The organism is Arthrobacter sp. ISL-85 (genome assembly GCF_018613675.1).
Taxonomy (GTDB): domain Bacteria; phylum Actinomycetota; class Actinomycetes; order Actinomycetales; family Micrococcaceae; genus Arthrobacter.
Map to the genome: position 1 here is coordinate 64,765 of NZ_JAGGPQ010000011.1, position 14,547 is coordinate 79,311.

The window sequence follows — 14,547 nt, forward strand, 5'->3', positions numbered from 1 at the left end:
CTTCAGCAGTGCCGTGCCGGCTGCGGTTGTCCGGCCTGGAACCTGCCTCCAGTAGAGTCACCTGCCGCTCCTTGGTCCGCTCGAATGCCTTCAGGAGCCATTCGGCGCCGTGGGCAGCATGGATGGGTGGCCGGCAGGTTTTTTACGGCAGGCCGTCATCCAGGCCCGTCCGGTTCCCTATATCCTGGCGCCGGCGAAGCCCTGCTGGCGCCAGGCCTCGTACACCGCAATAGAGGCGGCATTGGCCAGGTTCAAGGAACGCAGGGCCGGCAACATGGGCAGCCGCACCGTGGCTGTCACGTGGGGATCGGTCTTCATCTCCGGAGGCAGTCCCACCGATTCACGGCCGAACAACAGAACGTCCCCCGGACGGTAGGCGATGTCCGTGTAACTGGTGGTGCCGTCCGACGTGAAGGCGTAGACGCGTTCAGGCTGCAGGTGCTGCCAGGCGTCCCCTATGGTCTTGTGCACGGTGACGACGGCGAGGTCATGGTAATCGAGCCCGGCCCGGCGCAGTTTCGCGTCGGAGAAGTCGAAACCCAAAGGTTCCACGAGGTGCAGTTCGGCGCCGGTGATGGCGGCCAGACGGATGGCGTTGCCGGTATTGCCGGGGATTTCTGGTTCATGGAAAAGGATGCGGAACACCTCCCCATCCTAGCCACCCGCCGTCAGTGCATGCCGCGCAGCAGCCGGGCCAGGACCGGGATATTCACGGTGTTGGGGGCCGGGCCCGATGCCAAAAACTCCTTCAGGCCGCGCACCATGCCCGCCGAGTTGACGATCTGGACGGTTTCCAGCGCACCGGCGGGCCGGCGGTGGTGATCAATCACGGGCTCGTGGAGGTTGCCGTCGGGGCTGTGCACCACGGTCCAGCCGGTGACGTTGAGCTCCGGAAAGATGTCCTGCATGGCCCACACCACCCGGGCAAGCTGCGGGGGTGCCACTGAACGGCCGCCGTGGTTGAGGGTCCGGCCGTCCCAGGCGTAGGCCCCCTTGGGCACGAGCATCGAGTTGACCAGGGCCAGCCGGTAGCCGGAAAGGACGGCGTGGTCGATATGGCTGTTGTCTGCCGGCGACTGCAGCCCGTTGATCAGCCGGGCGGCCGGGATGGCGGGCAGCACCTGCCGGGTCAGCAGCTGCACGGTGCGCATCTCCCGCTGGATGCGCGCCTCGGCGCCGAAAATTCCCCGCTTCCGGGGCATCCCGTGCACCTGCCGGCGGGCCTGCGCGAGGGGAATGAGCGGAACGTCGCTGCCTTCGTAGGGCGGAACATAGACGGGCGGGTCTCCCGCGGTATTCCTGCCGTTGCCGGGCCTTCGGACGGTGGCAGCCGAGCGGCTTCCGGCGGCCGGCGCATCAAAGTGCGCGCCGCCGTCGGACGAAGCGTCCCGGACTGGGCCGGCACCGTAGGAGCGGTCGTAAGCCTTCCGGCGCTGCGGATCGATCAGCGTCTCATAGGCGGCGGTGACGCGGCGGAAGGTTGCGGCGTCACCCCCGTGGTCCGGATGCGCCGTCCTGGCCGCGCGGCGGTAGGCCACCTTGATTTCTTTCTCGGTGGCGGTGACGGCCACCCGAAGGACCTGGTAATGGGAGCTGCTGCTCTCGGTCAAGCAATCTTCCTTCTCTAAGTGCGCGGCTTCCTCATTCCCCGCCGCAAGGCGGAGTGCCCGCCCAGTCTAGCCAGCATCGATGGTGCGCCTGCGGTGACAACGAACATCCGGGGCTTATGGGTTCCCCGGTGGCCGGAGTCTAGACTCGTGCCTGCGCGGCCGAACACCGGCTGAAGGGGGATGTGACGGAGTGGAGATGGAGATGCCGACGACGGCGACGCGGGCCGGCAGGGCAGGGCGCGGGGGAGTGCCGCCCGCCATTGGCTGCCTGGTGGCGGTATTGCTGGGCGGATGCAGCGTGGATGTCCGGGATCCTGCCGTCACGGCGGCCCCCGCCAGCACTCCGGTGCTGTCCACGCCAACCATCACTCCCGGCCATGACGCCGCCGCGGTGGCGGCGCGGGACCTGCCCTTCGCTGCCGGGGGCGACCTCGCTCCCGGAGTACCCGTGGGTATTTCAGATGACCTGAAAGGCGCGCCGGGCTGGAAGCCCGTGAAGGAGAATGTGGCCGGCGCCAGCCAGTATGCCAAGGCCGATGGCTGCATCGTTGCCGCCCGGGTCAGCAGCGGCCAGGCTGCGCTGGTCCGCGGAGACGACCGGGAGTCCACCGTTGCCCTGTTCCAGTACCTGGACGCAACCATCCAGCCCTCCTACCTGAAGACGGCAACCTTGCAGTGGGGCGGTACCCCGGAGGCTCCCGGCAGGAACGTGGAAGTGCTGGTCCTTGAGCAGGAAGCTTCCGGGGGACGGTCAACTGCAGTACTCGCAAGGGTCTTTGGCGCCGCTGGTTCATCCGCTTACGTATCGGTGTCCTGCCCGGACGCTGCAACACTGGGTGCGGCCCGGCAGGACGTGGTCCGGTACCTGCCGTTGGTGCCGCCGTCTGCCTGAGCTTCCGCTTAGTCCGGACGCAGAAGACCGCCGGCGGCTGGAGGGCTCAGCCGCCGGCGGATCTTCTTGCCTGCAATACGCGGGGCGCTTCCGCGCTGTTCTGCGCGCCCGGGGGACATCCGCGGAGTCACACGGCGGTTCGGCTGGTCCCCACTGACAGGCGGTTAAGGGCCAGGGCGGCAATCAACAGCCCGAAGTCACGCAGTGCGACGTCGTAGAAGCTTCCGAGCAGGAGCAGGTTGACGATGATTCCGGCCAGCCATGCGGCCACGAGCAACGAGCCGTATTTTGGAAGCACCGCTACGGCTATGCCCGCGATGACTTCCACAACTCCCACGATGTACATGAAGGTCTGGGGCTGCAAAGGCACGATGGCCGTTGCCTGCGGTGCCAGGTAGACGGTCCAGTGCGTGAGGATGTTGGTGAACTTGTCCAGGCCGAAGAGGATCGGTGCGACGGTGAAGACGGTCCGCAGCAGCAGGAACGCCTGGCGCGCCGGCGGCAGGGTGCTGGGTGCATGCTGGGCCCGCATTGCCGATGCTGATTTCATGGTGCAACTCCTTCTAAAAGTAGGTATGCCAATTTTAGAAGGTCTGCGGTCTATAATCAAGAGATCTTGACTTTGGAATTGGAGGCGCCATGTACCGACTTCCCTGGGCGGAGCGGATTGCTGCCGTCGCGTCGCTGACGGACACCAAGAGGCTGCAGCTTTTTGAACTCGTCGCCGCCTCGCCAGGGGCGGTGGGGCGCGACGAGGTGGCTGAGGCCGCCGGCATGGCACGCAGCACCGTCTCCTTCCACCTGGACAGGCTGGTCCAGGACGGCCTGCTGGCCGTGGAGTTCCACAAGCCCGCGGGCAGGACGGGACCGGGCTCCGGGCGTCCCGCCAAAATGTACCGGCCGGTGGGCGGTGAAGTGGGAGCCAGCGTGCCCGACCGGAACTACGACCTCGCAGGGGAGCTGATGGCTGCGGCCATCGAGGCCAACCAGGACGAAGGCGGTCCGGTGGGAGATTCATTGCGTGCCGTCGCGTTCCGGAAAGGCCGGGAACTGGCAGAAGGTTCCGTGGGCCTGGAGGAGTTCCTGGCGGAAGCGGGCTATCAGCCGGAGCCCGACGGGGAAGGCGGCTACCTGCTGCCCAACTGCCCCTTCCACCGGCTGTCACGGGCCCACACGGCGGTGGTGTGCGACATGAACGGCGCCTTCCTGCGCGGGGCAGCGGTTGGCTGCGGCAGCCCGGAAGACTGTGTTGCGCCAGCCGCCGGACCCGGTCATTGCTGCGCAAGGATCAGGGGTGGGAGCTGACTCCACGCACTGGGTACGGACGCCGGCCGCGATAGAATTGCAGGATGCCCGCCTACTTCGACCATGCCGCCACCACGCCGCTTTCCGCTGCCGCGCTCGCCGCGTTGACGCGTGAACTTGCGCGGACCGGCAACCCCTCATCCCTGCATGGATCCGGACGCCGGGCCCGCCGCGCCGTCGAGGATGCCCGGGAGGCCATTGCGGCAGCAGCAGGGGCCCACCCCTCGGAGGTTATCTTCACCTCGGGAGGCACCGAGGCGGACAACCTCGCCGTGAAGGGCATGTATTGGTCCCGGGTTGCAGAAAACCCAATCCGGCGCCGCATTCTCTGCTCCGCCGTCGAACATCACGCTGTGCTGGACACCGTGGAATGGCTGGAACGCCACGAAGGCGCCGAAGTGGCGTGGCTCCCTGTGGGCAGCGACGGCGTAGTGGACCTCGAGGTCCTCCAAGCGGAACTTTCGCGCGACCCCGGCACTGTGGCGCTGGTCACCGTCATGTGGGCAAACAACGAGGTGGGCACCATCCAGCCCATCAAGCGGATTGTGGAACTGGCGCATGCCGCCGGCGTGCCGGTGCATTCCGACGCCGTCCAGGCATTCGGCTCGGTGCCGGTGCACTTCAAGGATTCGGGCCTTGACGCCATGTCCATTTCCGGACACAAGATCGGCGGCCCAGTTGGCGTCGGGGCACTCCTGCTGGGGAGGGCCGTCAAACTGACGCCGGTGCAGCATGGCGGCGGCCAGGAGCGCGACGTCCGGTCCGGGACGCTGGACACCGCCTCCATCGCTGCCTTCGCTGCCGCTGCCGAGTCTGTTGCCGCCGCGCTGCCCGCCGAGACGGCAAGGATCGCTTCCCTGCGGGACCGCCTGATCGACGGTGTCCGCGAACGGGTTCCGGAAGCAGTCCTTCGCGGCGCATCCGGGGAAGGCCGGCTTCCGGGCAATGCCCATTTCACGTTCCCCGGCTGCGAAGGGGACTCATTGCTGTTCCTCCTGGACCTTGCCGGCATCGAATCGTCCACCGGTTCGGCCTGCACGGCAGGCGTGCCCCGTCCCTCGCACGTGCTGCTGGCCATGGGCCTGGACGAGGAAACGGCGCGCGGAGCCCAACGGTTCAGCCTGGGGCACGCCTCCACGGAGGCCGACGTCGATGCCCTCCTTGCAGCGCTGCCCGAAGCATACTCACGGGCGCGCCAGGCCGGCATGGCCGGGCACGAGTCCTCGATCCAGACCGCGGGCACCGAGGCGCGGCAGGCCCTTCGCGGCGCCTGAGTGCCGCTAACGCCCTTTCGGTCCGATTTGCCTGCCGCCGTAGAATGGATAGCCGAAGATCGTTTCCGCGGCCGGCGCGTCCAGCACGGCCCCGGAAAGCAAGCGTCCCCCAACAGAAAGCCAGCATGCGAGTACTAGCAGCCATGAGCGGCGGAGTTGACTCAGCCGTTGCCGCCGCCCGCGCGGTGGAGGCCGGACACGACGTCGTTGGCGTCCACCTGGCCCTTTCTCGCATGCCGGGCACCCTCCGCACGGGCAGCCGCGGCTGCTGCACCATCGAGGACTCCCGGGACGCCTGGCGGGCCTGTGACGTGCTGGGCATTCCCTACTACGTGTGGGATTTCTCCGAGCGGTTCAAGGAAGACGTCGTCCAGGACTTCATTGACGAATACGCGGCCGGCAGGACGCCCAACCCCTGCATGCGCTGCAACGAACGCATCAAGTTCGCCGCCCTGCTGGAGAAGGCCATAGCCCTGGGCTTCGATGCCGTCTGCACGGGCCACTATGCCAAGGTCATTGAAGACGCCCACGGCAACCGGGAACTGCACCGCGCGGCCGACTGGGCCAAGGACCAGAGCTACGTCCTGGGCGTCCTCACCCACGAGCAGCTCAAGCATTCCATGTTTCCGCTGGCAGACACCCCGTCAAAGGCCGAGGTGCGGGCTGAGGCAGAGCGGCGGGGCCTTTCGGTGGCAAACAAGCCGGACAGCCATGACATCTGCTTCATTCCCGATGGGGACACCGCGGGCTGGCTGGCCGAAAAGATTGACATGGCCAACGGCGACATCGTGGACGAGACGGGGGCCAAGGTGGGGGAGCACCCCGGAGCCAACGCGTTCACGGTCGGCCAGCGGCGCGGACTCAAGCTCGGAACTCCTGCTGCCGACGGCAAGCCCCGTTTCGTCCTGGAGATCCGGCCAAAGGAAAACAAGGTGGTGGTGGGTCCGGAGGCGCTGCTGGCCATCGACGAGATCCGCGGCATCAAGGTCTCCTGGGCAGGCCTTCCCATCACCGAGGTGCACAGCGGGGCCGAATTCGACTGCTTCGCACAGGTCCGGGCGCACGGGGATCCGGTCCCGGCCACTGCCCGCGTGGAGCCGGCCGCGGACGGAGCGCCCGGCCGCCAGTTGGTGGTCCGGCTGGTGACGCCGCTGCGCGGTGTCGCCCCCGGCCAGACCGTGGTGCTGTACCAAGGAAGCCGGGTGCTGGGCCAGGCCACCATCGACGCTGCCCGCTCGCTCCAGCGCGCCGCGCTGTAACGCCCATGTTCTGAAGCGCCGTCCCGGCCGCCGCCGGGACGGCGCTTTGCTGTGCCGGGGGCCCTGCTGCCCACCTGCAGCGCGCACTCTGCGACCGGGTCATCCGGCTGAAGATCTCAACGAGATAAATTTTGTGTTTCAACTCACAGGATTGGCCGTCCTGAGTGCCCACTCTCTGATTGAATCTAGGGATCAGCACTGCGCACTGGCGTCCGGGCATATTCACCCATGGCCGTTGGCGCGCGTACTTATCGGACAGAAAGTTCACAGATGATCAAGAGCACACAGGCCCTGCACCGCGCCATCGCGCTGGCAGGCATCTCCGCCCTGGCACTGACAGCCTGCACCGGGCCATCGGGTGGCGGCGGCGGAACGGCCAGCGGCGGCAGCGCCGGTGGCGGTGCCATCACATTCGGAACGACGGACAAGGTCGTCACCCTCGACCCCGCCGGGTCCTACGACGCAGGCTCCTTCCTGGTGATGAACCAGGTCTATCCCTTCCTGATGAACTCCAAGCCCGGTTCTGCCGAGGTCAGCCCGGACATCGCGGAGTCTGCATCCTTCACTTCACCCACTGAGTTCACGGTGAAGTTGAAGCCCAACCTGAAATTTGCGAACGGGCACGCCCTGACCGCCTCGGACGTGAAATTCTCCTACGACCGCGTTGTGAAGATTGACGATCCCAACGGCCCCGCGTCCCTGTTGGCCAACCTCAAGTCTGTTGACGTCAAGGACGACACCACTGTGGTCTTCAACCTCAAGGCCGGTAACGACCAGGTGTTCCCGAGCGTCCTGGGCACCAACACCGGCCCCATCGTCGACGAGGAAGTCTTCCCCGCTGACAAAGTGATGAGCGATGAGGACATCGTCGCCGGTAAGCCGTTCGCAGGGCCTTACACCATCGATTCGTACAAGAAGAACGAACTTGTGAGCCTCAAGAGCAACCCGGACTACAACGGGCTGCTGGGCAAGCCGTCCAATGACAGCGCCGTCATCAAGTACTACGCGGACTCCAACAACCTGAAGCTGGACGTCCAGGGCGGCAACATCGACGTTGCCGGCCGCAGCCTGACCGCAACCGACGCCGCAGACCTGGACAAGGACTCCAAGGTCAAGGTCTACAAGGGTCCCGGCGGCGAACTGCGCTACATTGTCTTCAACTTCGACACCATGCCCTTCGGCGCCAAGACTCCCGAAGCCAACCCTGCCAAGGCCCTCGCCGTGCGGCAGGCCATGGCGGACGTCGTGGACCGCCAGGCCATCTCCGACCAGGTCTACAAGGGCACCTACGTCCCCGCGTATTCCGTGGTCCCGGACGGCCTTCCGGGTGCAACCCAGCCCATGAAGGAGATGTACGGCGACGGCAGCGGCAAGCCGAGCCTGGACAAGGCCAAGAAGGTCCTGGCGGATGCCGGAGTCACCGGGCCGGTCAACGTGAAGTTGCAGTACAACCCGGACCACTACGGCAAGTCCTCCGGTGACGAATACGCCATGGTGAAGGAACAGTTGGAGAAGTCGGGCCTGTTCACCGTGGACCTGCAGTCCACCGAATGGGTGACCTACTCCAAGGCCCGGACCGCGGACGCCTACCCGGTGTACCAGCTGGGCTGGTTCCCGGACTACTCGGATGCGGACAACTACCTCACGCCGTTCTTCATCCCCGGCAACTTCCTGAAGAACCACTACGAAAACCCGACGGTAACGGACCTCGTGCAGAAGCAGCTCACCACCCCGGACAAGACCGAGCGCCAGAAGCTGATCGGCGACGTCCAGACGGCTGTTGCCAAGGACCTGTCCACGCTGCCGCTCCTCCAGGGCTCGCAGCTCCTGGTGGCAGGGAAGGACGTCAAGGGTGTCGAGAAGACCCTTGACCCCTCCTTCAAGACCCGCCTTGGCGTCCTGTCCAAGTAAGCACTCCACCCCCATCGGGCTCTGACAGGCCAGAGGCGGGACGCCGCAACGGTGTCCCGCCTTTTGCCGGTCATCAGCCAGCACCGAGGGGACTGCTGGCTCCCGGTCACCACGAATCCAGGTACCGATGACAACTTTGATTGACGCGCCACCCAGTGACGCCGACGCACTCCTTCCGCTCAAGAAAAAGCAGGCAGGCGGAGGGCTGGGCCAGTACATCCTGGTCCGCTTCCTGCTGATCTTCCCTACCATCCTCATCCTCGTCACCATGGTCTTCTTCCTGATGCGGATCACCGGTGACCCCATCACCGCCGCCATGGGCGGCCGGCTGCCCCCGGAACAGCTGCAGGAAAGGATCCATGCCGCCGGTTACGACCGGCCCCTGATGATGCAGTACTTCGAATACCTGGGCCAACTGGTCACAGGGAACTTCGGCACCACCCTCTCGGACAACCGCAAGGTCACCGAGATGCTCACCACCTACGGCGCAGCCACGCTGGAGCTGTCCATCAACGCCATTATTGTGGCGCTGCTGGTGGGCATTCCGCTGGGCATGGTAGCGGCCCACCGCCGCGACCACCTGCCGGACGCCGTGCTGCGGATCCTGGCCATCCTCTTCTACGCCACTCCGGTCTTCTTCGCCGGCATGCTGCTCAAGTTAGTGTTCTCCGTGTGGCTGGGCTGGCTTCCGGTGGCCGGCCGCGCAGGGACCAGGACCGAACTTTCCCTCACCGCGTTGCAGGCCCCTACCGGCATCTACTGGCTGGACGCCCTGCGCAGCGGGAACATGGCCGCGTTAAGTGACGTCATGTCCCATGCGGTCCTTCCGGCGCTGGCACTTGGCCTCCTGACGGCCGGCGTCTTCCTGCGCCTGGTCCGGACCAACGTCATCGGCACCCTGGGCAAGGACTACGTTGAGGCCGGGCGATCGCGCGGCGTGAGCGAGTTCCGGCTGGTCACCAAGCACGCCTACAAACCGGCGCTAATTCCGATCATCACGGTCATGGGCCTCCAGATCGCCGTCCTGCTCGGGGGCGCCGTGCTGACCGAGACCACTTTTGAGTGGAAAGGCCTTGGCTTCCAGCTTGCCAACTACCTCACGGCGCGCGACTTCGTGGCCGTCCAGGGCATCGTGGTGCTGCTGGCTGTCATCGTCGCCGTCACCAACTTCATCGTGGACATCATCGCCGCGCTGATCGACCCCCGCGTGAGGTACTGAAATGTCTGCCAACACCACCATCGAACCCGTCGCCAACCCGCGGGCGCCCTTGTTCCGGCGGCTGCCGGTTGTTTCGCACTTCAACAAAAGCATGGGACTGCAGCGCTTCATGCTCGTGGTGGGGCTCGTCCTCACCGGCATCTTCCTGCTCACTGCGCTGGCCGCGCCGCTGCTGGCACCATACGGCTTCGCGCAGCTGTCTGATGCCGACGGCAGCTTCCCCACCCAGCAGGCTCCCGGGGGCAAGCACCTCCTGGGCACCACGGTGGGCGGTTACGACGTCCTGTCGCGCGTGATCTGGGGTACGCAGACCGCACTGCTGGTCATCATCGTGGCGGTGGTCCTCTCCATCTTCGCCGGGGTCATCCTCGGCCTGGTGAGCGGCTACATCGGCGGCTGGCTTGACCGCATCCTGGTGGTCGTGGCTGACGCCATCTATGCCTTTCCGTCACTGCTGGTGGCCATCGTCATGGCCATCGTCATCAGCGGCGGACAGTCCAGCCTGTTCGGCGGGATCCTGGCCGCCGCCATTTCCATCACCGTGGTGTTCATCCCGCAGTACTTCAGGGTGATCCGTGCCGAGACCATCCGCCTCAAAGCGGAACCCTTCGTCGAGTCGGCCAAGGTGGTGGGCGCATCGAACGTCCGCATCATGACCCGGCACATCTACCGCAACGCCACCCGGACGCTGCCCCTGATCTTCACGCTCAATGCGTCGGAATCCATCCTGACCCTGGCCGGGTTGGGCTTCCTGGGCTTCGGCATCGAGCCAAGTTCGGCAGCGGAATGGGGCTTTGACCTGAACAAGGCGCTCGCAGACACCACGTCTGGCATCTGGTGGACCGGGTTGTTCCCCGGACTCGCCATCGTCTGGACAGTCCTCGGTCTGACACTGGTGGGCGAAAGCATTAACGACCTCAACGACCCGCGGCTCCGCGGCCGGAAGCGTACAAACCGCAAGGGCTCCGCGGCTGCTGCACCGGCTGCTGCCAATGGATCCGGCCCTGCAACAGAATTGAGCAACCCGTGAGCGAAAACCTTGGTTCACTGTCCGACCAGCAGGACCGCGAACGCACAACAGTCCTCGATATCGACCACCTGCAGGTCACTTTCACCACGGACGGCGGTGACGTGCATGCCGTCAAGGATGTCAGCCTCGACGTCAAGGCGGGTGAGGTGCTGGCCATTGTGGGGGAATCCGGCTCCGGCAAGACGGTCACCGCCAAGACCATCCTGGGCCTGCTCCCGGAAACCGCCACGAGTTCGGGCGCTGTACTGATCAACGGCGCCAACATCATCAGCCTCAGTCCCGGCCGGCTGCGCCAGATCCGTGGCCGTGATGTGGCCATGGTGTTCCAGGAACCGTCCACCGCCCTGAACCCCGTGTTCACGGTGGGGTGGCAGATCGCGGAGGGTATCCGCGCCCATGCGGGAGCGAACGGCGGGGGCCGCGTCTCGGCCAAGGAAGCCAAGGCCCGCGCCATCGAGGCCCTGGGCAAGGTGGGCATTCCGGATCCGGAGCACCGCGTCAACTACTACCCGCACCAGTTTTCCGGCGGCCAGAAGCAACGGGTGGTGATCGCCGCGGCCCTGGCACTGAATCCGGGGCTCATTGTGGCTGATGAGCCCACCACGGCCCTGGATGTCACTGTCCAGGCAGAAATTCTTGAGCTCCTCCGGGACCTGCGGGACAAGTACGGCACCTCCATCGTGCTGATCACGCACAACATGGGCGTGGTGGCAGACCTGGCGGACCGCGTGGTGGTGATGTACCAGGGCGACATCGTGGAGGAAGCCCCGGCGAAGACGCTGTTCGCCGAGCCCAGGCAGGACTACACCCGGAAGCTCCTCGCCGCAGTGCCGCACCTGGGCCGCAATTCGGCGTCGGCCGGTCTTACCGAACGGCGCCACCAGGATGAGGAAGTGCTGGTCGCCGCCGACAACCTGGTGATCGAGTATCCGGGACGGCTCGGGACACCTGCCTTCAAAGCAGTGGACGGGGTCAGCTTCACCCTGTCCAGGGGTGAGGTCTTTGGCCTGGTGGGGGAGTCGGGGTCCGGGAAGACCACTATTGGCCGTGCGATTGCCGGGCTCAACCGGACCACCGGTGGGAGCCTCAAGGTGTTGGGCTACGAGATGCTGAACCTTCGGGAGCGCACCTTTAAGCCGCTGCGCAAGGATATTGGCTTCGTGTTCCAGGACCCGGCCGCCTCCTTCAACCCGCAGCTCACCATCGGCGAGTGCATCGCTGAACCCATGGTCATCCACACCAGGCCCAGCGATGCCCAGGCGCGCAAGCGGGTTGGTCAGCTGCTGGAATCGGTCCAGCTGCCGGCGTCGTACGCGGGACGGTACCCGCACGAACTCTCAGGCGGCCAGCGGCAGCGTGCATCACTGGCGCGCGCCCTGAGCCTGAACCCCAGGCTGCTGATCGCGGATGAGCCGACGTCGGCCCTGGACGTATCGGTGCAGGCGAAGGTCCTGGAGCTGTTCAGGGACATCCAGGAAGAGTTTGGCTTTGGCTGCCTGTTCATCAGCCACGACCTGGCGGTGGTGGACATCCTGTCATCCTGGGTAGGCGTTTTGTACAAAGGCAAGCTGGTGGAGCAGGGGATTGGCAGCCAGGTCATGGGCAACCCGCAACATGACTACACGCGCCGGCTGATCGCCTCCCTGCCGGTGCCGGACCCGGCTGAACAGGCAAAACGCCGGGAGGAGCACCGGGCACTGCTGGGCATCTGATCCCTGCAGGATCCCGCAACGGGCAGCGCCGGTGCCGGCAGACGGCCGGCACCGGCGCTTCACACCCGCGATGATTCCATTGCCTCCCATAGACTGGAGCCATGACGCAGCACACCCCCAGCTCTCCTGGCTCCGACGATTTTGATCCATCCGCCAGCTCCCTGGCCGGCCATGTGGACCAATCGGTGATGGCTGAACTGCTGTCCATCCGCTCCAGCATTGACAACATCGATGCGACCTTGGTGTACCTCCTGGCCGAGCGCTTCAAAGCCACGCAAAAGGTGGGCTTTTTGAAGGCAACCCACCGCCTTCCCGCCGGTGACCCCGGGCGTGAAGCCGCGCAGATCGCCCGTCTGCGCCGCCTTGCAGAGGACGCCCACCTTGACCCGGCGTTCGCGGAGAAGTTCCTCAACTTCATCATTGGCGAAGTGATCCGCCACCACGAGGCCATCGCCGAGGACCACCAGGCCTCATCCGACCAGCGGCCGCAGACCTCCGCGCTGGCGTGAGCCGGGAACAGTACCAAGCGGGATCCGGTTCGCTTCCGGGCGGGGAGCCGTCCAGGGCGGAACGTTCCAGCCCGGCCACGACCAGCGAAGTCACGGCCACCGGCCTGGGTCCGTGGCCCGGCGACGATCCGCTCGAAGCCACCAGGATCATCCGTGGCGAACTCGGAAGCCCGCACCTTCCATTCCTGGCCGAACTGCCGGACCGGGGCGTTGGTTCCGATGCCCTGGGCCGTACCGCTTCACTCCTGGAGGAATTAGCGGTCGACGTCCAGCCCTACGGGTGGCGGCTGGTTGACCGGCCCGGCAAGGACATGCGGCGGGCAGCCTCCGCGCTGTCCACCGACTTGAACGTCCTCGCCGATGTCGCCGGGGCGGAAGACGTATCGGCTGGTGAACTCAAAGTGCAGCTGGTGGGACCGCTCAGCCTTGCCGCCGGGCTGCACCTGCACAACGGGGAGCGCGCGCTGCTGGACTACGGCGCCCGCCGGGACCTGGCCGCCTCGCTCGCAGCGGGAGTGTCCGGGTACCTTGGCAGGGCGGCTGCGGCCGCTCCGGGCGCCCGGTTGATAGTGGAGATGGACGAGCCCGACATCGCGTCCGTGCTGGCCGGAACCATACCCACGTCCAGCGGTTACCGCACCCTCCGTGCGGTAGCGGCATCGGAAGCACGTGAGTCATGGCGCCTGGTCCTGGACGCCCTGCGCGAAGCCGGCGCAGCTGAGGTTGTGGTTTCGTTCCCGGAGGTCGAAGCCCCGATCGAGCTGGCCCTCGCCGCGGGGGCTGACGGCATCGCATTGCCGCTGAAGGCTTTGACCAACCGCCAGTGGGAGCAGGTGGCCGGAGCAGTGGAGGCTGGAAAACACTTCTGGGCCGGCGCCCTGGACGTGCCCTCCGCCGGTTTGCTGCCCAAAGTTGGCGAGTGCGTGGAATCGGTATGGCGTCCCTGGCGCCAGCTGGGCCTGCCGCCGTCGCTGCTCGCCGCCGTCCGGGTGACGCCGTCAGCAGGGCTTGCCGGCCATACACCTGCCCAGGCCACTGCCGTCCTGGGCAGGCTTACGCAGGTGGCCGACGGCCTGAACCAGCAGGCGCTGGGTTAGCTACACCCTGTTCTCCCACCGGTCCGGCTGAGCGTAGCGGGGCAGGTAGCTTTGGGCGGAACTGCCACCGGTGTATGGGCGCAAGCGATAATCAAAGGCCCCCGCGTAGACCAGGACCAGGCCGATCTGCGGCTGGATGACTTTGACCTGGATGCGGTGCCGCCCATTGCTGCCATCGGCCGGGTCCCACCACTGCTCGGCGTAGGCCTTGGCGTCCAAGGCTGCTGGCAGCGGCACCCGGAGAGGGCCCACGAAGAGCCGCGATGCCTCCGACAAACCACGCAGCCGGCCTTGAGCGGTGACACTCAGGTTCAGGTCCGTCACCAGGCGCCGGTCCCGCCCCACGTAATCCACTAGCTGCGTGCTGCCGCCAGGGTTGGTGACGCTGGTGGTGTCCTGGAAGAGCCGGGTACGTTCCGGGAAGCGGATTTCACGGCGGGCGGTCAGGCTGGAACGGCCGAACGGATCCTGGTGCGCGTGGTTCTCGATCCGGAACGGGATGTTCTCACCGTATTCAGGGAAAAAGGCCTCTTCGCCCGTTGTCAGCCGCAGCAAAGGGCGCAGCCACCGCTGCCGGCACCCGACGACGTCGAACGTTCCTTCCCCTACGCCATATTGGCCCGAACCCGGGGCCAGCGAGAAGTACTCCTGGAGTTCGGGCTGCAGCCGGGAAAACTCCGCGCCCAGGGCCTGCCGGTAGATGGGGACGCTCATGACGTGGACCTCCCG

14 protein-coding genes are annotated in these 14,547 nt (G+C 66.2%); 10 read left to right on the plus strand and 4 right to left on the minus strand.

The features are described 5' to 3' along the window. Positions 1-177: 177 nt before the first annotated feature. Entirely contained in the window at positions 178-645 is a 468-nt protein-coding gene (locus tag J7I84_RS08390) for a tRNA (cytidine(34)-2'-O)-methyltransferase (protein WP_214943305.1), read from the minus strand. Positions 646-668: 23 nt separating this feature from the next. Beyond that, a complete protein-coding gene (locus tag J7I84_RS08395) occupies positions 669-1,610 on the minus strand; it encodes a J domain-containing protein (RefSeq protein ID WP_214943309.1) in 942 nt (313 codons plus the stop codon). 196 nt (positions 1,611-1,806) lie between these two features. On the opposite strand from J7I84_RS08395, the gene J7I84_RS08400 reads away from it, so the two are divergent. Beyond that, complete coding sequence (locus J7I84_RS08400) at positions 1,807-2,502, plus strand: hypothetical protein (protein ID WP_214943311.1); 696 nt, start codon at positions 1,807-1,809, stop codon at positions 2,500-2,502. Positions 2,503-2,629: 127 nt separating this feature from the next. Here the strand turns inward: J7I84_RS08400 and J7I84_RS08405 are convergent, their stop codons facing one another. Next, positions 2,630-3,052 (minus strand): hypothetical protein, encoded by a 423-nt coding sequence (locus J7I84_RS08405; RefSeq protein WP_214943314.1) that lies wholly within the window; start codon positions 3,050-3,052, stop codon positions 2,630-2,632. 89 nt (positions 3,053-3,141) lie between these two features. Between J7I84_RS08405 and J7I84_RS08410 the strand changes: the two genes are divergently transcribed. From J7I84_RS08410 to J7I84_RS08450, 9 genes are all read left to right on the plus strand, one after another. Then, complete coding sequence (locus J7I84_RS08410) at positions 3,142-3,807, plus strand: metalloregulator ArsR/SmtB family transcription factor (protein ID WP_214943317.1); 666 nt, start codon at positions 3,142-3,144, stop codon at positions 3,805-3,807. 44 nt (positions 3,808-3,851) lie between these two features. Beyond that, the gene (locus J7I84_RS08415; protein WP_214943320.1) at positions 3,852-5,081 is read left to right on the plus strand and encodes a cysteine desulfurase family protein; all 1,230 of its coding nucleotides are present in this window, start codon (positions 3,852-3,854) and stop codon (positions 5,079-5,081) included. Between the two features lie 125 nt (positions 5,082-5,206). Next, entirely contained in the window at positions 5,207-6,340 is a 1,134-nt protein-coding gene (gene mnmA / locus J7I84_RS08420) for a tRNA 2-thiouridine(34) synthase MnmA (protein WP_214943323.1), read from the plus strand. 270 nt (positions 6,341-6,610) lie between these two features. Next, complete coding sequence (locus J7I84_RS08425; protein WP_214943326.1) at positions 6,611-8,251, plus strand: ABC transporter substrate-binding protein; 1,641 nt, start codon at positions 6,611-6,613, stop codon at positions 8,249-8,251. A 127-nt stretch (positions 8,252-8,378) separates the two neighbouring features. Next, positions 8,379-9,470: an ABC transporter permease gene (locus J7I84_RS08430; RefSeq protein ID WP_214943329.1), complete on the plus strand. Its 1,092-nt coding sequence runs from the start codon at positions 8,379-8,381 to the stop codon at positions 9,468-9,470. A gap of 1 nt (position 9,471) precedes the next feature. After that, positions 9,472-10,500 carry an ABC transporter permease gene (locus tag J7I84_RS08435; protein WP_214943332.1) on the plus strand — a complete coding sequence of 343 codons (1,029 nt, stop codon included), beginning with the start codon at positions 9,472-9,474 and terminating at the stop codon, positions 10,498-10,500. Next, positions 10,497-12,212, plus strand: coding sequence for an ABC transporter ATP-binding protein (locus J7I84_RS08440; RefSeq protein WP_214943335.1), 1,716 nt, complete (start codon positions 10,497-10,499; stop codon positions 12,210-12,212). The genes J7I84_RS08435 and J7I84_RS08440 overlap by 4 nt, the downstream gene beginning before the upstream one ends. Positions 12,213-12,313: 101 nt before the next feature. After that, positions 12,314-12,721 (plus strand): chorismate mutase, encoded by a 408-nt coding sequence (locus J7I84_RS08445; RefSeq protein WP_214943338.1) that lies wholly within the window; start codon positions 12,314-12,316, stop codon positions 12,719-12,721. A 104-nt stretch (positions 12,722-12,825) separates the two neighbouring features. Next, positions 12,826-13,818, plus strand: coding sequence for a hypothetical protein (locus J7I84_RS08450; RefSeq protein ID WP_214943871.1), 993 nt, complete (start codon positions 12,826-12,828; stop codon positions 13,816-13,818). On the opposite strand, the gene J7I84_RS08455 is transcribed toward J7I84_RS08450, so the two are convergent. Next, positions 13,819-14,532, minus strand: coding sequence for a DUF4166 domain-containing protein (locus J7I84_RS08455; RefSeq protein WP_214943340.1), 714 nt, complete (start codon positions 14,530-14,532; stop codon positions 13,819-13,821). Positions 14,533-14,547 lie beyond the last annotated feature (15 nt).

What these genes read in the sequence shown, in the direction of transcription:
- mnmA (WP_214943323.1), top strand. Translation starts at nt 5,207, where the DNA reads ATGCGAGTACTAGCAGCCATGAGCGGCGGAGTTGACTCAGCCGTTGCC.
- J7I84_RS08430 (WP_214943329.1), top strand. Translation starts at nt 8,379, where the DNA reads ATGACAACTTTGATTGACGCGCCACCCAGTGACGCCGACGCACTCCTT.
- J7I84_RS08410 (WP_214943317.1), top strand. Translation starts at nt 3,142, where the DNA reads ATGTACCGACTTCCCTGGGCGGAGCGGATTGCTGCCGTCGCGTCGCTG.
- J7I84_RS08415 (WP_214943320.1), top strand. Translation starts at nt 3,852, where the DNA reads ATGCCCGCCTACTTCGACCATGCCGCCACCACGCCGCTTTCCGCTGCC.
- J7I84_RS08435 (WP_214943332.1), top strand. Translation starts at nt 9,472, where the DNA reads ATGTCTGCCAACACCACCATCGAACCCGTCGCCAACCCGCGGGCGCCC.
- J7I84_RS08425 (WP_214943326.1), top strand. Translation starts at nt 6,611, where the DNA reads ATGATCAAGAGCACACAGGCCCTGCACCGCGCCATCGCGCTGGCAGGC.
- J7I84_RS08455 (WP_214943340.1), bottom strand. Translation starts at nt 14,532, where the DNA reads ATGAGCGTCCCCATCTACCGGCAGGCCCTGGGCGCGGAGTTTTCCCGG.
- J7I84_RS08445 (WP_214943338.1), top strand. Translation starts at nt 12,314, where the DNA reads ATGACGCAGCACACCCCCAGCTCTCCTGGCTCCGACGATTTTGATCCA.
- J7I84_RS08400 (WP_214943311.1), top strand. Translation starts at nt 1,807, where the DNA reads ATGGAGATGCCGACGACGGCGACGCGGGCCGGCAGGGCAGGGCGCGGG.
- J7I84_RS08405 (WP_214943314.1), bottom strand. Translation starts at nt 3,052, where the DNA reads ATGAAATCAGCATCGGCAATGCGGGCCCAGCATGCACCCAGCACCCTG.